19 protein-coding genes and 1 pseudogene are annotated in these 18,857 nt (G+C 59.8%); 10 read left to right on the top strand and 10 right to left on the bottom strand.

The annotated features are described in order from the left end of the window. Positions 1–7: 7 nt before the first annotated feature. Together PMI09_RS08645 and PMI09_RS08640 are read right to left on the bottom strand one after the other, a co-directional pair. Positions 8–652: a Vgb family protein gene (locus PMI09_RS08645; RefSeq protein ID WP_007791293.1), complete on the bottom strand. Its 645-nt coding sequence runs from the start codon at positions 650–652 to the stop codon at positions 8–10. Between the two features lie 9 nt (positions 653–661). After that, positions 662–1,882, bottom strand: coding sequence for a DNA-binding protein (locus PMI09_RS08640; protein ID WP_037082360.1), 1,221 nt, complete (start codon positions 1,880–1,882; stop codon positions 662–664). Between the two features lie 121 nt (positions 1,883–2,003). Between PMI09_RS08640 and PMI09_RS08635 the strand changes: the two genes are divergently transcribed. The 5 genes from PMI09_RS08635 to PMI09_RS08615 all read left to right on the top strand — a co-directional run bounded on the left by PMI09_RS08635 (position 2,004) and on the right by PMI09_RS08615 (position 6,817). After that, the gene (locus PMI09_RS08635) at positions 2,004–2,801 is read left to right on the top strand and encodes a DUF899 domain-containing protein (protein ID WP_007791285.1); all 798 of its coding nucleotides are present in this window, start codon (positions 2,004–2,006) and stop codon (positions 2,799–2,801) included. A gap of 5 nt (positions 2,802–2,806) precedes the next feature. Beyond that, positions 2,807–3,088: a hypothetical protein gene (locus PMI09_RS08630; RefSeq protein ID WP_007791282.1), complete on the top strand. Its 282-nt coding sequence runs from the start codon at positions 2,807–2,809 to the stop codon at positions 3,086–3,088. Between the two features lie 182 nt (positions 3,089–3,270). Continuing rightward, the gene (locus tag PMI09_RS08625; protein ID WP_007791279.1) at positions 3,271–4,149 is read left to right on the top strand and encodes an aldo/keto reductase; all 879 of its coding nucleotides are present in this window, start codon (positions 3,271–3,273) and stop codon (positions 4,147–4,149) included. Between the two features lie 199 nt (positions 4,150–4,348). Beyond that, positions 4,349–5,806: a CYTH and CHAD domain-containing protein gene (locus PMI09_RS08620; protein ID WP_007791277.1), complete on the top strand. Its 1,458-nt coding sequence runs from the start codon at positions 4,349–4,351 to the stop codon at positions 5,804–5,806. A 222-nt stretch (positions 5,807–6,028) separates the two neighbouring features. Next, positions 6,029–6,817 (top strand): DUF481 domain-containing protein, encoded by a 789-nt coding sequence (locus PMI09_RS08615; RefSeq protein WP_007791274.1) that lies wholly within the window; start codon positions 6,029–6,031, stop codon positions 6,815–6,817. Between the two features lie 61 nt (positions 6,818–6,878). On the opposite strand, the gene PMI09_RS08610 is transcribed toward PMI09_RS08615, so the two are convergent. Beyond that, positions 6,879–7,583, bottom strand: a complete 705-nt coding sequence (locus PMI09_RS08610; protein WP_007791272.1) for an SDR family oxidoreductase — start codon at positions 7,581–7,583, stop codon at positions 6,879–6,881. A 129-nt stretch (positions 7,584–7,712) separates the two neighbouring features. On the opposite strand from PMI09_RS08610, the gene PMI09_RS08605 reads away from it, so the two are divergent. Then, positions 7,713–8,615, top strand: a complete 903-nt coding sequence (locus PMI09_RS08605; RefSeq protein WP_007791268.1) for a LysR substrate-binding domain-containing protein — start codon at positions 7,713–7,715, stop codon at positions 8,613–8,615. Positions 8,616–8,854: 239 nt separating this feature from the next. Continuing rightward, positions 8,855–9,214: an RT0821/Lpp0805 family surface protein gene (locus PMI09_RS08600; RefSeq protein ID WP_007791265.1), complete on the top strand. Its 360-nt coding sequence runs from the start codon at positions 8,855–8,857 to the stop codon at positions 9,212–9,214. 289 nt (positions 9,215–9,503) lie between these two features. On the opposite strand, the gene PMI09_RS08595 is transcribed toward PMI09_RS08600, so the two are convergent. From PMI09_RS08595 to katG, 7 genes and pseudogenes are all read right to left on the bottom strand, one after another. Beyond that, positions 9,504–10,004, bottom strand: a complete 501-nt coding sequence (locus tag PMI09_RS08595) for a nuclear transport factor 2 family protein (protein WP_007791263.1) — start codon at positions 10,002–10,004, stop codon at positions 9,504–9,506. Positions 10,005–10,087: 83 nt separating this feature from the next. Continuing rightward, positions 10,088–10,675, bottom strand: a pseudogene (locus PMI09_RS08590) (SDR family oxidoreductase); the annotation flags it as partial. 62 nt (positions 10,676–10,737) lie between these two features. Further along, positions 10,738–11,876 (bottom strand): IS3 family transposase gene (locus tag PMI09_RS08585; protein WP_193385385.1). Its coding sequence is split into 2 segments (ribosomal slippage): positions 10,738–11,618 and positions 11,618–11,876, totalling 1,140 coding nucleotides; the frame shifts between segments, so codons are not numbered across the junction. Positions 11,877–11,959: 83 nt separating this feature from the next. Beyond that, the gene (locus tag PMI09_RS08575; protein ID WP_007791254.1) at positions 11,960–12,178 is read right to left on the bottom strand and encodes an SDR family NAD(P)-dependent oxidoreductase; all 219 of its coding nucleotides are present in this window, start codon (positions 12,176–12,178) and stop codon (positions 11,960–11,962) included. A gap of 48 nt (positions 12,179–12,226) precedes the next feature. After that, a complete protein-coding gene (locus PMI09_RS08570) occupies positions 12,227–12,640 on the bottom strand; it encodes a GlcG/HbpS family heme-binding protein (protein ID WP_037082382.1) in 414 nt (137 codons plus the stop codon). Positions 12,641–12,969: 329 nt separating this feature from the next. Continuing rightward, a complete protein-coding gene (locus tag PMI09_RS08565; RefSeq protein ID WP_007791249.1) occupies positions 12,970–13,854 on the bottom strand; it encodes a helix-turn-helix domain-containing protein in 885 nt (294 codons plus the stop codon). Positions 13,855–14,217: 363 nt separating this feature from the next. Then, complete coding sequence (katG, locus tag PMI09_RS08560) at positions 14,218–16,398, bottom strand: catalase/peroxidase HPI (protein ID WP_007791244.1); 2,181 nt, start codon at positions 16,396–16,398, stop codon at positions 14,218–14,220. Between the two features lie 493 nt (positions 16,399–16,891). Here katG and PMI09_RS08555 point away from each other — a divergent pair, with 493 nt between their 5' ends. The 3 genes from PMI09_RS08555 to PMI09_RS08550 are packed head-to-tail and all read left to right on the top strand — an operon-like array spanning position 16,892 to position 18,747. Then, on the top strand, positions 16,892–17,623 hold the full coding sequence (locus PMI09_RS08555) for a FadR/GntR family transcriptional regulator (RefSeq protein WP_037082380.1): 732 nt from the start codon (positions 16,892–16,894) through the stop codon (positions 17,621–17,623). A 36-nt stretch (positions 17,624–17,659) separates the two neighbouring features. Next, a complete protein-coding gene (locus PMI09_RS31240) occupies positions 17,660–17,806 on the top strand; it encodes a hypothetical protein (protein ID WP_157213350.1) in 147 nt (48 codons plus the stop codon). 20 nt (positions 17,807–17,826) lie between these two features. Next, entirely contained in the window at positions 17,827–18,747 is a 921-nt protein-coding gene (locus tag PMI09_RS08550) for a dihydrodipicolinate synthase family protein (RefSeq protein WP_007791238.1), read from the top strand. Positions 18,748–18,857: the final 110 nt, after the last annotated feature.

Genomic DNA, 18,857 nt, shown 5'->3' with positions numbered 1-18,857 from the left:
GGAGACATCAGGATTGGCTAACTCCGGGCCGGCGGATGGCCCGGATCTTGCCACTGTTGCCACCGCCACAAAACAGCCGATCCGTGCCATCGGACTCAAGTCCCGATACGCCTATGCCCGCCGGCATGTCGATGCGTTCCAGCACCCGTCCGGTTTCGGGTTCAATGCGTCGGATATCGCTCTCATCGCTTTCCCAGGTGGCATGCCAAAGCTCGCCATCGACCCAGGTCACGCCGGTAACAAAACGGTTGGACTCGATGCTGCGAAGAAGTGCGCCGGTCTCCGGATCGATCTGATGGATCTTTCGGCCACGGTAGTCTCCTACCCAGAGCGTTCCTTCAGCCCAGGCGAGCCCGGAATCACCACCGTTCGCGGGTGCCGGGATCGTCGAGAGCACAGTACCGGTCTTCGGATCGATCTTCTGGATTCGATCCTCCGCAATCTGAAAAAGATACCGTCCATCGAAAGCGGTTCCGGCATGTGCCGCAACGTCGATCGAGCGGACAACCTCGCCGGCATCGGGATCGAAGGCATTGAGCTTGTCGCCGGAGGCAAACCAGACATGTCGACCATCATAGGTGACGCCGCCCACCTGCTTCACATCCGGAAAGGGGCCATATTCACGAAGGATTTCAGCTTTGGAGTGTTTCATGGGCCTATCCTAGTCGTTGGGTAGTGGACCTGGGAGTAACAAAGTTGACGGGAACCCCGGCAGCGATGGGATCGTCCACCGGCGCGCCGGCCCGCGTCCGAAGGATTGCACCTTGCCTGTTTCCGCGAGTGCATCAAGTGCCCGCTGCACCGTGCGTGGGCTGGTACCAATCGCGATTGCGAGCGCCGAACTCGACCAGGCCTCCCCATCGGCCAGAAATGCAAGGATCTCGCCATGCTGTTCCTCGACGGGCGGGGCGAGCATGACCACGTCGGTTGCCCGACGCGGCGCGAGCACGAAACCGTCCTTGGTCGCATTGATATCCGCTATGCGATGAAGCTCGCCGCGCAACCGCCCGACTTCGACACGCAGCCTGGCACGGTGCGATTCATCGACATGTTTGGCCCCAAACGCGCGAGCAAGAAGCATGGTCCGCGACACGTCTTTCGGCCAGGTCTCCGCAAGTGCCCGAACGAGCGCGAACAACACCGGACGCGTCGTCAACGAAACAACCTCGTCACCATTGCGCACGACGTAACGGCATGCATCGACGACCAGCGCCCCCGACGTCAGAACCGCCTCTACCTCCTCCAGCAGCAGGAAGCGCTCCCCTCCCTGCCCGATCAGCCGCGCTGCCGGCGTTTTCAGAACCTGGGACACGGCCTCGACTTCGGCATCGAGGGCAGGAATACCCGCCTCGCGCGCAGCATTTTCCGCTCGGCGGAGAGCTGTACTTGCAGCACTCGTGCGAAGACGCCGAATGGCAATCCCTCCAACGACCAGCTCGTGGGCGGTCCGCAACGGCGGGGGAAGCGGTGCCGGATCGACGCTGGCGAGTAGGCGTTCGGCCTCATCGAGATGGCCGATGAGTAGCAACCGCCTTGCCTCCAGATGTCGCGCATGCGCTGCGTTCAAGCGATCATCGTGAGCTTCGAGCACTTCCCGCGCGGCGGCGAGTGTCTTGGCGGGCCAGGTCAGATCACGCGAGACAAGCGCGATTTCCGCCTCGGCCACGAGGCAGCGTGCGCGCGCGACCGGCTCCTTTGAGCCGAACGCGCGCGCAGCCGTCTTCAGCAAAACCTTTGCCCGGGCGAGATCACCAAGCTGCGCCATCGCGATGCCACGAAGGGCGAGCGCCGGCGCATCATTGCGCAACGCAACCCTCTTCAAGGCACCGAGAAGATCGCCGGTCGCAAGCAGCCTCGCCGCAGCGATGATCATCGAGTCCATCGGAATCCCGTCAAACTTGTAACTCCCACCTTCTCCCGCTCTGGCCATAGTCTGCTCACGACCACCAAGCAGCCGCAAGTGGCGGCATGCTACGCCAACGGACACCATGAGGAGAAGCATGATGACGATGCACATTACAGGCACACGCGAAGAATGGCTTGCGGCACGGCTCGAGCTGCTAGCGGAAGAGAAGGAACTGACGCGGCGCAGCGATATGCTGGCGCTACGCCGCCAGGAGCTGCCGTGGGTCAGGATCGACAAGGACTACCGGTTCGAGACCGCCAACGGCAGCGCTTCGCTCATCGATCTCTTCAAGGGCCGTTCGCAACTGCTGATCTACCACTTCATGTTCGGCCCCGACTATACCGCCGGGTGCCCGTCCTGCTCGTCGATCGCCGATGGCTTCAACGGCGTCGTCGTTCACCTTGAGAACCATGACGTCGCCTTCACCGCCGTTTCGCGCGCGCCGCTTCCAAAGCTGCAGGCTTTCAAGGAACGGATGGGATGGACCTTCGACTGGGCATCCTCCTTCGGTAGCGATTTCAACCTCGACTTCAGCGTCTTGTTCAGCGAGCAGCAGCAGCGCGAAGGCGGGATAGAATACAACTACCGCCGTGAACCGCCAGCTCGCGTACCGCTGGAAGGCCAGACCGTGCAGGAATGGAAACTGCGCGGCAGCGAGAGCCCAGTCGCTCAGATCGCCGCAATGACCGGAACCGACGTCGCCACCTACACGCGCGACCGGCCGGGCCTCAGCGCCTTCGTGCTCGATGGCGGCGTGGTCTACCACACCTACTCCAGCTATGCACGCGGCGTGGACGGTATTTGGGGCGTGTATCAGTGGCTCGACCGCGCACCCCTGGGCCGCAACGAGCAAGGCATCTGGTGGCGGCTTCACGACGAATACGGCCGCGGATGACGGTCATGCTTTCCTTCGGCCAAACACGGCATGGCGCCTCGGTCAAGACGCCGACAGACAATGCAGCAAGCATCGGCAACTGGCTGTGCCTTGCAGCGGCGCCAATCTTCGCCATCATGGCGATTGTCACCTTGGCAGGCGGCGGAGCAGATATGATCTGCTCCGCAATGCCGGACGTTTTTCCAATGGACGGCATGACGGCGATGTATCTGCTGATGTGCGTCTTCCACCTGCCGCCATGGCTGCGCATGATCTCAGGACGACCGGTAGATTCAGGGCGGCCCTGACCCCTAGACCCGGCGCTGTCGCTATCCACTGAGATTCCGCGCCGGACCGCACTTTGCCGCCCTTGGGGACCAGCCCGCGGAAGGCAATGGCGGATTGCGCCTAGGTGGACTTGCATTGTGCCCAGCTCGCTCCACCTTAGGCCCGATTGAGCCCACCAAGACAGGCAATCGGGAGAAGGTCAGTGCCAGACGGTTCCACGATCTCAGCCGCCGCATCGGGTCAATTTTCGATCGGCAACATCACCATCAATCGTCTCGGCTTCGGCGCCATGCGTGTCACGGGGCCCGGCATATGGGGACCGCCTGCGAACAAGGCCGAAGCACTTGCAACCTTGCGCCGGTTACCGGAGATCGCCGTCAATTTCATAGACACAGCCGATTCCTACGGCCCCGACGTGTCCGAGGAGCTCATCAGCGAAGCGCTGCATCCTTACAAGGGGCTGTTGATTGCGACCAAGGCCGGTCTGATCCGCGAAGGACCGGACATCTGGACGCCGAATGGGCGGCCGGACTATCTTCTCGAGCGAGCGAAAGGCAGCCTCAAGAAACTTCGCATCGACCGGATCGATCTGTGGCAGTTGCACCGCATAGACACGAAAGTTCCTCGCGACGAGCAGTTCGACGCGGTAAAGACGCTTCTGGATCAGGGCCTCATTGCTCATGCGGGCCTAAGCGAAGTTTCAGTTGAAGACATTAAGGCGGCTCGAAAGGTATTTCCTGTCGCGACAGTTCAGAACCGCTATAACCTCGTCGACCGTGGCAGCGAGGACGTGCTCGATTACTGCGAGCGCGAGGGCATCGGCTTTATTCCGTGGTACCCGCTGGCAGCGGGTGCGCTTGCCCGGCCAGGCTCCATCCTCGACAGGCTGGCCAAGAAATATGAGGCGACGCCGAGCCAGATTGCGCTGGCCTGGGTGCTTAAGCGCAGCCCCGTGATGTTGCCGATCCCCGGAACCTCCAAGGTGAAGCATCTTGAGGAGAATGTCGCTGCGGCGAGCATCGCTCTGGATGACGAGGATTTCGCTGCTTTGGATACCGCGGCTCGCCAATCGGGATCCTAGATCGAACGTAGCCCAAGCCAAATTCTTGCTCCGGTCGATCGTCTGAGCTCTGACGGCCAGATTTTCCTGTGGGATGTCGCTACGGTCGTACTGCCACAGACGTTTTTGTCATCAAGACGTTTTGTCCGCATGGCACCGCTCTATCTCTCGTCAGAGAATTGTATCCACCGATCATCATGTGACCGAGCGGAGACCGCACTTGGCAATCGAAACAGAATTGAAACTTGAGCTGAGCGCTGACGCGGTTGACACACTGCTGGGATCCGGCTTGCTGGGCAACCCCGTCTCGGCGGATCCTCTGACGTCCATCTATTTTGACACGCCCGACCACGAGGTATGGGAGGGCGGCTATTCTCTGCGGATCCGTACGGTTGGCGCAGCGCACGTCCAAACCGTAAAGGCGATGGGCCCGAACAGTGCCATCTTTGCGCGCTCCGAATGGGAAGCGGCGGTAACAGGCGACACGCCTGTGATTGACTACACGACGCCGCTGCGGGCGGAGCTCGATATCGAAGACAGCGCTCTCATCCAACAGTTTTCCACCCCGGTGGAACGGCACCGGTGGAACGTCGACGAGGACGGGAGCAAGATTGAAGTTGCCCTGGACATGGGCTTGATCGTCGCCGGCGATCGCCAGATGCAGGTACGGGAGTTGGAGCTGGAGCTGAAGGACGGTAAGCCAAGCGCGTTGTTCATCCTTGCTCGCAAGATCGAAGCGCTTGTCCCGGTCCGCTTTGGTGTCGCTTCAAAGGCGGAGAGAGGATACCGCCTGCTCGGCGAGCAGGCATCGGTTTTCAAGGCTGAACCCGTGCATCTCGATCGCGACCTGCGGGTCGGGGCTTCGTTCCAGGTCATTGCTCAAGCATGTTTTCGGCATTTCCGGTTGAACGAATCCATCCTCCTGGATAATGCAAATCCGCTGGCACTCTATCAGGCTCGCGTGGCGCTGCGGCGACTGCGCTCTGCCTTCTCGCCCTACAAGCAGATCCTGGTCGATGCGGAATCCGAGCGGCTCAAGGACGAGTTGAAGTGGCTGACTGGCGTTCTCGGAGCGGCGCGCAATATTGATGTGATGATTGCCAGGGTCGGAAGCGGCGACATCAAAGACCGCCTGCTCGAAGCGCGCGACAGCGCCTATAAAGAGGTGCTTAACGCGCTCTACGGCTCCCGCGCCAAGGCCCTTATGCTTGACCTGAACGAATGGCTCCACTGCGGGGAGTATCTGACGCTGCCGGAAACGGCGGAGATCCGTAACGGACCGGTGGTCGATTTCGCAATCGAGGTTCTCGATCGTCAACGCAAGAAGCTGAAAAAGCGGGGTAAATCTCTGGCGGAAGCCGACGACGCGCATCGGCACGAAGCGCGCAAGGCGGCGAAGAAGCTTAGATATGCAAGCGAATTCCTGGGCTCGTTGTTCACCAGCAGGCAGGCAGAGCGACGATACGGCAAGTTCATCAAGACGATGGAACAACTGCAGGACGAACTCGGCCTTCTGAACGACATGGCAACCGCGCCGACAGTCGTTCGCACCCTGGAGCTGGAGTCACATCCCGACGCCGACTCCCTGATCGTCCATGGCAACAGCGAGAAACTGGTCAGCGCCGCCCAATCATCCCTGGATGAATTGATGGAGCGAAAAAGGTTCTGGCGGGGATGAAGCGGACAAGCCCGACGCCATGCGGAGGACTTCTGACACGGACGCGATCGCTGAAGCCGAATGCCGGACGATGCCAATGACAAACGGGATTTCGGGTTTCATATATGAGAACCAGAATATAATCACTTTGCGAAAGACAGGACTTGGTGCAACCTGCGTTATCAGTTCAGGTCAGCGAATCGGGGCGATTGTAACCTGAACACGAGAGGGGACAGGTTGACCATGAGTAGCAGGATTTCGCTGATCGCATGCACCGTTTCCGCTTTGGCGTTCGTGGCGCCTCTGCACGCCGCGGATCTGTTGCCCGCCACGGCACCGCAGCCTCAGACTGCGCAACCGAATGGCTGGACGTTTTCTTTCGCGCCCTACTTTTGGGTTGCGGGCCTCGATGGCAAGACCCAGGTGTTCGGCCTGCCGACCGTCGACATAAATCAGGATTTCAGCGACATCCTGAAGGATCTGGACTTTGCCTTCATGGCAGCCGGTGAAGCCCGCTATGACCGGTTCAGCATCTTCACTGACATAATCTATGCTCGCATAACGACGGACGCTGCAACGCCGCGCGGCGTCATTGCCGACGAGGTCGATGTCAAGTCGGTCACGTTCAGCTCACTGCTGGGCGTCGGATACACCGTCTACGAAGATCCGAAGGCTCGCTTGGATGTGATTGCCGGCGCCAGATACTGGCATGCCGAAACGACGATCGGGCTGAGCGGCGGCCTTATCGGCAACGTGTCGCGGACCGACTCTGCGAACTGGGTGGACGGGGTTGCGGGCGTCAAGGGCAACTACTCGCTGACCGACAAAGTCTATCTCACCGGCTGGGGCATGATCGGTGCCGGTGGTGCCGACCTGGATTGGGACGTGCTGGCAGGCGTTGGCTATAAGTTCAATGACACGATCTCCGCAGTTGCGGGTTACCGCGCCCTCGGTGTCGACTACAGCAACGACGGCTTCACCTACGACGTGATCGAGCACGGCCCGATTTTCGGAGCGGTCATCCGCTTCTGATCGACGTTCTGTGGTACGCCACCCCGGAGGCAACTTGGCTCCGCAGCAGTGCCCGCCAGCATCACACCGAACGGGTCAGTCCGCCGTCAACGCGAATGTTCTGTCCTGTCATGTAGGCTGCGCCTGCCGACGCAAGGAACGAAACAGTCGCGGCAATCTCTTCGCTCGTGCCGTAGCGCTTCATCGGAACGCTATCGCGGCGCTCTTCGGTGGCGGGTAGGCTATCGATCCAGCCGGGAAGAATGTTGTTCATGCGGATGTTTTCAGCCGCATATGTCTCCGCGAATATCTTTGTGAACGACGCCAGCCCGGCGCGGAACACCGCCGACGTCGGGAACATTGGACTCGGCTCGAAAGCCCATGCCGTGGAAATGTTGACGATGGATCCGGCCCTCTGCTTCTGCATGTGCGGCGTCACCAGGCGCGTCGGGCGGATGACGTTCAGGAGGTAGACCTCCATGCCGCGGTGCCAGTCCTCGTCCGATATGTCGAGGATGGGCGCGCGAGGGCCGTGGCCGGCGCTATTTACGAGCACATCAATGCGTCCCCACGCCGAGACTGCAAGCTCAACGAGCTTGCCGAGATCGTCGGGCGATTGGTTCGAGCCGGTCACACCGACACCCCCGAATGTCTTGGCAAGCTCCTCCCCCTTGCCCGACGATGACAGGATTGCCACCTTGAACCCATCCGCTGCAAGACGCTTCGCTGCGGCGGCGCCCATTCCGCTGCCGCCGGCCGTAATCACCGCTACCTTTTCTACTGACATTATACTTTCTCCTATTTTCAAAGGGATCCGCACTATTGCCGTCTGCAGTCGCATGTGAAGCGTGATATCACTACGACATCAGCAATGCGAACGAGTTCCGTTCTCAGCAAGCAGTAGAAAATCTATCGAATGGCAGAAGGTATCAGGCGTCTTCCCTCTCTTAATGGCCTTCGCGTGTTCGAGGTCGTCACGCGGCACTTGAACTTCCGCCTGGCAGCGGAGGAAATCGGGGTGACTCAGGGGGCTGTAGCCCAACAGATACGGGGGTTGGAAGCAGAGCTGGGCTTGAAGCTGTTTGACAGGCTTCCGCGAACGCTGGCGTTGACGGAGGCGGGCCAGAGCTACGTGACGAATATCCGCCGCGCATTCGAACTGATCTTTGAAGCAACCGAAACGCTGAAGCCGGAACCGCTCCGTCTGACGATCAGCGTTACGCCGACCTTCGCCTCGAAGTGGCTGATCCCGCGCCTGCCCGATTTTACGGCAACCCATCCGAACATCGATCTGCGCATTCTGGCGAGTGACCGCATTGCCAATTTCCAAACCGACGCAGTGGATCTCGCCGTCCGCCATGGCCGCCCTCCCTTTGGACCGAACCTGAACGCAGAACTTTTATTCGACCACGTCATTATTGCCGTCGGCAGCCCCCTGCTGGTGGAGAAGCTCGGCCGCCCCTCTCAAGATGGCAATTTCGCACGCTACCCGCTTCTTCACGACGGCCACGATTTTTGGCCACAATTTCTCGAGTTGGCGTTTCCCGCCACTCCGCTGACGGGCGCCAAGAACATTCGGTTCAATCAAACGTCGCTGGCGATTGAGGCCGCGATTGCCGGTCAGGGCCTTGCTCTGACGAGCACGTTCTTCGTGGAGGATGATTTAGCAGCCGGTCGCCTTGTCCGCGTGCTACCAACGGAACTTACTGTTGGCACCGATTTTTACGTGGTCTCGCCACGCAGGCCTCGTCATCCCGCATCCGTGGCTGCGGTAAGGAGCTGGCTTGCTCATCAGACATCTGGCAACCGTCCAGGTTAGGTTTAGGCCCGCAATCGAAGCTCATCGAAGGCCTTCCCAAAGACCCCGACGGCACAGGGAGCGGCATCAGCATCGAGTTCCGGCCTGAGCCGGGAAAGGCCAGATTGTGGTGGAACATACCAGCAAAACATCGGAATCGACGGAACGGACTGGCACTGCTCCCATTTCTATAGTAGCTCCTCAGCTTGCTGTCAGAATTGCACGCTACGATGCGGGAGAACAACCATCGGAAAGTCCAGATGACGCGGAAAAGTAAAGGCGCATTGCAATTGGCTCTTCTGGCCGTGCTGCTGGCGGGATGTACCAAGGTCGAGCCCTTGGAAACCGCCGCCGTCACACAGGCGATCCCGACACCCGCGAAGACGGATCAGGCGGTTATTGCTGATACAGTCAGCCGCGGCCCCGTCGGAGTGAAGCCCCTTGCCTGGGCCAACCCATCGACCGGAAGTGCCGGCGTGATTGAAGAAATCGGCGTTGATCCTGAAAGTTCATGCCGCGCCTTTGTAACGACCCAGCGCACGCTCGAGGGAGAAACCCGCTTCAAGGGCCTTGCCTGCCCGTCCGGCGACTCTGACTGGAAGCTCGGACCCGCGCAATAAGCACGATACCCGCCTCTCCGGCCGAGCAGCCGATTGGAGCTGCTTTAACCGTTCTCCGACGCAGGTCCTCGAAGCAGAGCTGCTAGTTCCTCATTACCGGCTGTAGGGGATCGGCGTGGTACTGTGAGAGGGGCGGGCGTCGGCTGATTGCCCTGAAAATACTCCTTGCCAGCATAGAGCCCTTCGGCGATCTGAGATTCCAGGCGTTGAGCGCCGCGGCGCGGACATCGGCAATGACCACGTCTTCATTATCACTCCTTTCATGACGTGCTAGGAGATGTCTCAAGGCTTAGGGATTTACCGGCACCCGGTTCCAAAGATCATTGAACGCGATGCTGTCGAAGAAGGCCGATGCCTCGGTTATCTTGCCGTCATTCAACGCAAGGAACCATGCATAGGTGTTTGCGTAGGGCTTGCCGTCACGTGCCGTGCCGCTGGCGTCAAAGAAGACCACGACCGTGTTGCCGTCCGCATAGATATTGCGGATCGCCGGCTTCAGGCCGACGCTCATGCGAGCATTGAACGGCCTGATGATCTCCGTGATAAAGGCTTCACGGCTCGGATAGTTCTTTGAAGCCAGTGAGTTGCCGGTGATGGTCCAGCTGGCATCCTCGGCAAGCAGGTCGTATGGGCTGCCAGTGCCGGACGCCCAGGCATCGAACGCGCGCTGGACGATCGCCTTGTTTCCCGTCTCGTCGCTCGCCGTCTGGGCCTGCGCGGCAGGAGGCAAGGAGGTCAGCAACAGTCCTGCCGCCGTAGCTGTGACCTGCGCAAATCCGAAACCTGTCATTTGATCTCTCCCATGGTCTCAGAAAGGCCGGCGCCATAAGGTCGTCTCGCGCCAGCCCGCGCGAATGCTCACCGTTGGCAACTTCAGATCTGGTTTTCCCAGGCGGCGAGCTGGTGGGCCTTGAGCATGTCCTCGATCGTCTTCGGAACGACGTTGCGGAACTTTCCGGTGTCCGCCGGAACGATCTCGATCATCCGCTCGATCATCTCCTGAGGATCCATCTTGCCTTCCGGCGTAGCAAAGAAATCGTCGAAGCCCTTGCGTAGAACCTCGCGCTTGGTGAAGTTCTTGCTGTCGTCCAGCCAGCGGAACGGGTTATCGGCCATGGTCTCGTTGTAGCCGGTGTAATAGGCGCCCGGATTGATCGTCTGGATCTTGATGTCATAGGGCGCCAACTCCTGCTGCAATGCTTCAGCAATCGACTCTAGCGCGTGCTTGGTCGAGACATAAGTGCCCCAGTTTGCTGGCGTGAACAGGCCGCCCATGGAAGAGGTGAAGACGACCTTACCCTTCTTCTTTTCGGCCACCCATTTTCTCACGACGCCCTGCGTCAGCACAAGCGGCAGGAAGACGTTGACCTCGTAGTTGCGGCGCACGAGATCAATCGGAATCTCCCAAACTGGACCCGCCTCGCCTTGGCCAGCATTGTTCCAAAGCACGTCGAAGTCCCAGAGAGCTGGCTCGGTTTGTCTGAACAGATTGCGGCGTTTCGCTAAGTGGATTTCCGCCTCGATTATGCCGCCACCATCATTGGGGTCAGCGCGTTAAAGTAAGCCTGATCCGGCGTCTGCCGGTCAAGGGATGAATGTGGACGTCGGGTATTGTAAAAGGTCAGATAGCGGCCGATGCCAGCGCGGGCCTCGGACACGGTCTTGTAGGCATGGAGATAGACCTCCTCGTATTTGATCGACCGCCAGAGCCGCTCGACGAAGACGTTATCGCGCCATGCGCCCTTGCCATCCATCGAGATTTCAATCCCGGCCTTCTTGAGTACCGAGGTGAAGTCGATGGAGGTGAACTGCGATCCCTGGTCGGTATTGAATATCTCTGGCCTGCCATATCGGCAAAGAGCTTCCTCGACCGCTTCAATACAAAAGGCCGTCTCCATCGTGATCGACAGCCGCCATGAAAGCACTCGTCGACTGAACCAATCGACGACAGCGCAGAGATAGACGAAGCCCCGCGCCATGGGGACGTAGCTTATATCCATTGCCCAGACCTGGTTGGGTCTGGTGACCGCCAGCTTCCTGAGCAGATATGGATAGACCTTGTGACCAGGTGCCGGTTTCGACGTATTCGGACGACGGTAGATTGCCTCAATGCCCATCTTCCTCATCAGCGTCGCGACGTGAAGCCGCCCTGTCTGAAGCCCTTCCGCCTTCAAAAGGCCTTGCAACATCCGGCTTCCGGCAAACGGGTAATCGAGATGCAGTTCGTCAATCCGCCGCATCAGGGTCAGATCGCCGTCTGACACAGGACGCGGCGAATAATAGAGGCTGCCACGACTGAAGCCGAGAAGCTTCGCTTGGCGGACAACGGACAGCTTGTGCTCGCGGTTGATCATTTCTTTCCGCTCAGCAGTCCGGCTTTGCCGAGCGCACCGGATAAAAAATCATTCTCTAACGTCAGCTCCCCAATCTTGGCGTGCAGGGTTTTGACATCGACGGTCGGAGCCGCCGGTTCCGCTTTGGCGTCATCGCCGAAAACGCCTGTCGCCCCCTCAAGGAGCTGGTCTTTCCACTGCTTGATCTGATTGGCGTGCACGTCGAACTGCTGGGATAATTCCACAAGCGTCTGTTCGCCCCTGATGGCGGCCAGCGCCACCTTCGCCTTGAAAGCCGGGCTATGGTTCCGGCGCGGTCGTCTCGTCATGGTATCTCCTGTTCCCGGCATCTAAGCCGAAGTCAGGCAGAAATTCCACTTATCCGTGCTGTCCAAATTTCCCGAGCCAGCTCTCAGGACTGCGCCTGCGCTATATCGTACGGATCGGTCAAATCGAGGCGTTCGACGCGAAGATTGTCGAGGCCGAGCTTTTTGGCTTTCTCACGCAAAGGCATGACCTGCGGCGAAACCTGCACCGTGGCGATGATCCGGTGGCCATTCTTAGCCATGCAGATGGCGGCAGCTTCACCGAAGCCGGACCCCGCGCCGGTGATGAGGACGGTCTTGGACATAGTGTTTCCTTCCTTGCCTGTTGCTAGCCGTGATGAGGATCGCAGTGCTCAGCGGATCAGATTCTCAAACGCACCAAGCGCTGCCTGGGCGACCTCGATATCCTGCGAGACGGCGCCGCCGGATACGCCAAGAGCGCCGATCACCGTGCCGTCTAGTGATCGGAGCGGAATACCTCCCCCAAAGGTGGCGAGGCCGCCGTTTGTCAGCTGCAGCCCCTGCGCCGGCGCGCCTGGCTTGCAGTATTCCCAGACCGCCTCGCTGTTTGCCTGAAACAATGCGGCGGTGGTTGCCTTTCGGATAGCGATATCGATCGAGGCGAGGACGGCTCCGTCCATACGGCGGAAAGCCTTCAGGTGAGCACCGGCATCCAGCACGGCGACGACCACCGGAAGACCGAGTTCATTGGCCTTGGCTTCGCCGCCGTCCAGAATGGCTTGCGCCTGACGGGAGGTAAGTTGCATGACTTCGTTCCCCTCACGCGCCGTTTCCGACATCAGCGGATCGTCGGGCGGCGCAAATTCAGCACTACAAATCAGCATAAAAATATCATGCCGCCGCATGACGGTGCGGCGCACCGATCCGGCCTCTCAGAGAAGGCAGACGGTCATCGAATTCATTTGGATCGAGTTGGATGACGCCCCACCCCTGATAACGGCACGAAGAATAGGCTTTAAGTTGCTCAGTGACTTTCGCGATGTTGCGACATTGTTTGGATGTTGCGACAATCGACAGAGCAAAAGCAGATGCCGCCGCCCCAAGGACGCCCCACCAACAGAAATACTAGGAGTCGTCAAAGCCTCTGGCGGAACTCACGCGGCGTGATGCCCACGACCTTGCGGAAGCTTACGGAGAAAGCAGATTGCGTCTCATATCCGACGACAAGCGCGATATCTCCGATCCGCAACCTTCTGTCTTTGAGGAGTGTCTTGGCATAGGCAATTCGTTGGCGGGTCAACCATTCGTAAGGCGTGTGGCCCGTGGCGATACGGAAGGCCGTGCAGAAATGAAAGCGACTGAGATGGACGAGATCCGCCAGCTCCTGGATCCTGATATCGTCCGCCAGTCTGTCGCGCATGTAGCTGGTCACCCGCTTCACCTGCCATCCCGAAAGCCCGCCCCGTGGACCCGGCGCGATCGGCGTCGCAGCTCCGGAATGGGCACGAAGCAGCTGCAGGCACAGGAGATCAAGTAGCTGCTCGATGTAGAGATGCGAGATCGCGTCAGACGAGCCAATCTCGTCGTTGATCAGCGACATGAGCGCGAAAAGTTTCGGGTCGTAGTGATGTACGCGGTGGACGAGTTCGGGCTCGCGGCTATTTCCGATCTCGTCGACGCATGCGCGAAAACGGTCATGGCCGAGGAAGACATTCGAGGCTTCGATGGAGCAGTCGGCTCGCCAGAAGCCGCCGTGCCCCCGCGGAGCCAACGTGACGGTACCCATCCCGGGAACGCCCGAGATCACCTGGCCACCCATTTTTACCGAAGCAGTGCCGGAGCCGGCATAGATCGCGGAAATGACATGGTGTTCGAGCGGCGGCAGATCATACTCAAAAGGAACATTGTGCCAACGGCTTACCAGCCGCGTGTCACCAGAAAAAGCCTCCGCGACCACGGGCGGCGACAGGCCGTGTTGCAGCCGGCGAATATGCTCCGTCGTATCCGCATTCCCGCCCATGGAGGACTTTTCTGTCTAGCTGGCCCTATACGGAAACACATAACATTTCCCGCATCCTTCGAAAATGTCCATTTTAGATTGAATTTGGCGTCGACCGAAACTCTACGCAAATATGTGGCGGCGCAGGAAGCTTGTCGGCTCTACGCCATACTCAGCTCCGGCCACCCACAATCATCCGGAACCGCACGTTTCGCCGGACATGCCGATCCTTGCGGCGTCGCGCGGACGGCCTGTCCCGGCGGAGCCACTGTTGAAGGGCAATCGGATCGCCCTCCATTTTCGCCCATCAGTCCCCATCAACGTGGTCCTGTGTGCGAAAGAGCTTGGACGCGGCCCGGGCCGCGTCCAAGCAAGATTTAACGATCAAAGGAGATCGAAACGATCAGCGTTCATCACCTTGGTCCAGGCTGCTACGAAGTCCTTGACGAACTTCTTCTTGGCATCGGACTGGCCATAGACTTCCGCAAGGGCACGAAGCTGCGAGTGCGAACCGAAGATCAGGTCGACGCGGGTGCCGGTCCACTTGAGTTCGTTTGTCTTGCGGTCGCGTCCTTCGTAAACGCCTTCCTTGCCGGCAACCGGAGACCACTGGGTGCCCATGTCGAGCAGGTTGACAAAGAAGTCGTTCGTCAGCGCTTCGGGACGAGACGTGAAGACGCCGTGCTCGGGCTGGCCGGCCTTCAGCACGCGCAGTCCGCCGACGAGAACCGTCATTTCCGGAGCGGTCAGTGTCAACAGCTGGGCGCGATCGACGAGAGCTTCTTCCGGCTTCATGAACTGGCGACCGCCGACATAGTTGCGGAAACCGTCGGCGCGCGGCTTAAGCGCAGCGAAGGAGGCCGCATCCGTCTGTTCCTGCGAGGCATCCGTGCGGCCAGGCGTAAACGGAACCGTGACGTCATGGCCACCTGCCTTTGCCGCCTTCTCAACACCGGCGGCACCGGCGAGAATGATCAGGTCGGCGAGCGAGATCTTCTTGCCACCCGTCTGAGCAGCATTGAAGTCTTTCTGGATACCTTCGAGAACGCTAAGCACCTTGGCAAGTTGGGCCGGCTGGTTCGCTTCCCAGTCCTTCTGAGGCGCAAGCCGGATGCGTGCGCCATTGGCGCCGCCGCGCTTGTCGGAGCCGCGGAAGGTCGAGGCCGATGCCCAGGCGGTCGAGACCAGTTCCTGCACGGACAGGCCGGTCGAGAGAACCTTCTCCTTCAGTTCGGCGATGTCCGCGTCGTCAACCAGCTTGTGATCAACGGCCGGGATCACATCTTGCCAGATCAAGTCTTCCGCCGGGACTTCCGGGCCGAGGTAGCGCACCTTCGGGCCCATGTCGCGGTGGGTCAACTTGAACCAGGCGCGAGCGAAAGCATCCGCAAACTGATCCGGATTTTCGAGGAAGCGGCGAGAGATCTTCTCGTATGCCGGATCGAAACGGAGCGACAGGTCGGTGGTCAGCATCGTCGGGAGATGCTTTTTCGACGTGTCGAAGGCATCCGGGATGGAGGCTTCGGCATTCTTGGCCTTCCACTGCTTCGCACCGGCCGGGCTTTGGGTCAGTTCCCATTCGTAACCGAACAGGTTCTCGAAGAAGAAGTTGCTCCACTTTGTCGGCGTTTGCGTCCAGGTCACTTCCAAGCCGGCGGTGATGGCGTCCTTGCCCACGCCTGTCCCGAAGGAACTCTTCCAGCCAAGGCCCTGGTCCTCGATCGCGCCGCCTTCGGGATCGGCACCGATCAGCGACGGATCGCCAGCACCATGCGTCTTGCCGAAGGTATGACCGCCGGCGATCAGCGCCACCGTCTCTTCGTCGTTCATAGCCATGCGGGCAAAGGTCTCGCGGATGTCGCGGGCAGCCGCGACCGGATCGGGATTGCCGTTCGGACCTTCGGGATTGACGTAGATCAGGCCCATCTGCACGGCGCCTAGCGGCTCTGCCAATTCGCGTTCACCGCTATAGCGTTCATCGGCCAACCAGGTGGCCTCAGGACCCCAGAAGAGTTCCTCCGGCTCCCATACGTCGGCGCGGCCGCCGGCAAAACCAAAGGTCTTAAAGCCCATGGACTCGAGCGCGACGTTGCCCGTCAGGATCAACAGGTCGGCCCAGGAAATCTTGTTGCCGTATTTCTGCTTGATCGGCCACAGAAGACGGCGGGCTTTGTCGAGGTTGGCATTATCGGGCCAGCTGTTGAGCGGCGCAAACCGCTGCTGACCGGCACCGGCACCGCCGCGGCCGTCCGTAATGCGATAGGTGCCGGCGCTGTGCCAGGCCATGCGGATGAAGAGGCCGCCGTAGTGACCGAAGTCGGCCGGCCACCAGTCCTGCGAATCGGTCATCAGCGCATGAAGGTCCTTCTTCAGCGCATCGAGGTCGAGCGTCTTGAATTCCTCGGCATAGTCGAACGCCTTGCCCATCGGATCGGAAAGACGGGAATGCTGGTGAAGAATCTGAACGTCCAGCCGGTCCGGCCACCAGTCGCGGTTGGATCGACCACGGGGCGTGCTGCCGTGCGCGACAGGACATTTGCCTGCGCTGTCGGGTTTCTGGTCCATAACGTTCTCCTTGATTGCTTTGAATTTTCTGCCGTCCAAAGGGAGATCTGCCAAACCATCAGGTTCAGCTGCGCCGTCTGGAAACGGTTTTCGGCACTCAAGCCGAGGGTACCGGTCGACGCGTATCCTCCCTTTACCCCTTCATATCGGAACCAGGCTATAATGCTAAGTTGGATTTACTGATCATTACGATAACAAAAAGCTATGACACTTGGGCTACGTTCCCTGCAAAAACTTGCCGAAGGCCCGACAGCGTTTACGCAAACGTCGATACCGCTTAGATTCTGGCTGCAAGCTATCGGCAAACCGGTCGAGTGGTCGATGTAGGGCGACCGCGACTGTCAGAAGACGAAGCACCGCCCCCCACTCCTAATTTTCCCAATGAAATCCCGAGCACGAATCTTCCTTGGCACTCCTGACGCACGCTCATTTGACGGATATCCTACAAGTAGATATGTATCTCGCCATCAGACGTTTCCGCAGTGAGATCGACATGCCCCTCAAGATCATGAAGCCTTTGACGAGAGCCCCCTTGCTGCATGTTTCCGTGCAGGAGAGCCTGCGCGCCTTCATCAGTGACAATGACCTGAAACCGGGAACCCTTCTGCCGGCCGAGAGCGAGCTTGCGACCCAGCTTGGCGTCAGCCGCAACTCCTTGCGTGAGGGTATCAAGGCACTTGAATCTCTCGGCGTGCTGGAATCGCGGCGCGGCGTCGGGATATTCGTCAAAGCGTTCTCGTTTGAGCCGTTGCTGGACAATCTTGCCTATGGTCTTGGAGGCGCTCTTCGCCAGATCGAGGAAGTCATTGAGATCCGCCGAACCCTCGAGGTCGGCCTGATCGGAAAGACGATTGAGACAATCGGCACGGACGACATTGCTGAGCTGCGCGCTACCGTCAATCGGATGAAGGCGCATGCCGAACGCGGGGAATCGTTTGCCGAGGACGACCAGCTTTTTCATCGCCTGCTCTTCCGCTGCCAGGAGAACGAGACGCTGAGCCGGCTGATCGACGTGTTCTGGCTCGCTTTCCATAAGGCCTCGGATTTCGTCAATCTCGTCAATGTCGATCCGATGGCCACCTGGCGGGATCACGTCGCCATTGTCGATGCTGTTGAAGCCCGGGAGCTGGACGAGGCCCGCCGGCGCCTCGACCACCATTACGAGGGTATCACCCAGGTTATCGCAACCAGCAAGACAAGTTCAAATGTGGGAGGAACGCAGTGAAACATTTGCCGCGACTTTCGGCGATCGCGATCGCCGATGATGGCAACAGCCGTGGCGGGCGTCACCCGCCCGGCCTGGCAGCGGCTGTTCCCAGACGGCACACTCATCGTCGCGGTGCCTGCCATCAACCTTATCGGCGACGGTCTTGGGGCCGTTTTTGACCCCCGCGCTGACCTAAACTGATCCCGCGAAAGAAAGAGACAATGACAGAATTCAAGGGTGTAATTCCCCCAGTCGTGACGCCTCTCAATGCGGATTTCACGGTCGATTATCCGTCCTATACGCGGGTTCTGGAGCATCTTATCGAGGGCGGATGCCACGGCGTTTTCGTGCTTGGTTCGACCAGCGAGGTGATCTTTCACGACGACAAGATGCGCCGCGAGATCATCGAGCACTCAGCAAAGGTGGTGAACGGGCGCGTGCCGCTGATCGTCGGCGTCATCGATCCGACCACGGATCGCGTCATTCATCATGCAGACTTCGCCAAGCGGGCGGGCGCCGATGCCGTGGTCGCCACCGCGCCGTTCTATACCGTCACCAGCCAATCGGAGATCCTGGACCACTTCCGCTTTATCCGTGACGCCGTCGATGTCCCGCTCGTCGCCTACGACATTCCTGTCTGTGTGCACGTCAAGCTGCAACGCCAGACGACGGTGACATTGGCAAGAGAAGGCACGATTATCGGCCTCAAGGATTCCAGCGGCGACGACGGCAATTTCCGTTATGTGCTGCTCGATCTTGCCGACCAGCCGGACGTGTTCCTGATGACCGGGTCGGAGATTGCCGTCGACAGTGCCTTGCTGATGGGCGCCCACGGCGTTGTTCCGGGCATCGCAAACGTCGATCCGCATGGTTACGTACGCCTGTGGGATGCAGCCCAGCGTGGCGACTGGGTCGCCGCGCGCAAGGAGCAGGAGCGGCTTTGCCGTCTCTTCGAAATCGTCTGGGTTGCCCAGGACCGCGTCAGCGGCGGCGCCTCCGGCATAGGTGGCTTCAAGACCGCAATGAAGAGCCTTGGCATCATCGATACCGCCGTCATGCCGCGCCCGCGCGCCGCGCTCAATCAAGTGGAAACAGCAAGGATCAACGAGATCCTGCGTGCAACCGGTCTCCTCGGTGGATGACCACCATGCAGTCTGCCGAACTGATTCTCGCCATTCAGAGCCTCGAAACGATCTTCCGCATTCGCCTCCTCACCCGCAACATCGGATCGGCAGCGGCCGGCAGTAGCCGG

Source organism: Rhizobium sp. CF122, assembly GCF_000282035.1.
Classification (GTDB): domain Bacteria; phylum Pseudomonadota; class Alphaproteobacteria; order Rhizobiales; family Rhizobiaceae; genus Rhizobium.
The sequence above is the reverse complement of the archived record's forward strand: the minus strand, read 5'-3'. Positions and strand labels throughout refer to the sequence as shown.

Coding starts and splice junctions, on each gene's coding strand:
- PMI09_RS08645 (WP_007791293.1), bottom strand. CDS start 652: ATGAAACACTCCAAAGCTGAAATCCTTCGTGAATATGGCCCCTTTCCG.
- PMI09_RS08640 (WP_037082360.1), bottom strand. CDS start 1,882: ATGGACTCGATGATCATCGCTGCGGCGAGGCTGCTTGCGACCGGCGAT.
- PMI09_RS08635 (WP_007791285.1), top strand. CDS start 2,004: ATGACGATGCACATTACAGGCACACGCGAAGAATGGCTTGCGGCACGG.
- PMI09_RS08630 (WP_007791282.1), top strand. CDS start 2,807: ATGCTTTCCTTCGGCCAAACACGGCATGGCGCCTCGGTCAAGACGCCG.
- PMI09_RS08615 (WP_007791274.1), top strand. CDS start 6,029: ATGAGTAGCAGGATTTCGCTGATCGCATGCACCGTTTCCGCTTTGGCG.
- PMI09_RS08610 (WP_007791272.1), bottom strand. CDS start 7,583: ATGTCAGTAGAAAAGGTAGCGGTGATTACGGCCGGCGGCAGCGGAATG.
- PMI09_RS08605 (WP_007791268.1), top strand. CDS start 7,713: ATGGCAGAAGGTATCAGGCGTCTTCCCTCTCTTAATGGCCTTCGCGTG.
- PMI09_RS08600 (WP_007791265.1), top strand. CDS start 8,855: ATGACGCGGAAAAGTAAAGGCGCATTGCAATTGGCTCTTCTGGCCGTG.
- PMI09_RS08595 (WP_007791263.1), bottom strand. CDS start 10,004: ATGACAGGTTTCGGATTTGCGCAGGTCACAGCTACGGCGGCAGGACTG.
- PMI09_RS08575 (WP_007791254.1), bottom strand. CDS start 12,178: ATGTCCAAGACCGTCCTCATCACCGGCGCGGGGTCCGGCTTCGGTGAA.
- PMI09_RS08570 (WP_037082382.1), bottom strand. CDS start 12,640: ATGCAACTTACCTCCCGTCAGGCGCAAGCCATTCTGGACGGCGGCGAA.
- PMI09_RS08565 (WP_007791249.1), bottom strand. CDS start 13,854: ATGGGCGGGAATGCGGATACGACGGAGCATATTCGCCGGCTGCAACAC.
- katG (WP_007791244.1), bottom strand. CDS start 16,398: ATGGACCAGAAACCCGACAGCGCAGGCAAATGTCCTGTCGCGCACGGC.
- PMI09_RS08555 (WP_037082380.1), top strand. CDS start 16,892: ATGCCCCTCAAGATCATGAAGCCTTTGACGAGAGCCCCCTTGCTGCAT.
- PMI09_RS31240 (WP_157213350.1), top strand. CDS start 17,660: ATGATGGCAACAGCCGTGGCGGGCGTCACCCGCCCGGCCTGGCAGCGG.
- PMI09_RS08550 (WP_007791238.1), top strand. CDS start 17,827: ATGACAGAATTCAAGGGTGTAATTCCCCCAGTCGTGACGCCTCTCAAT.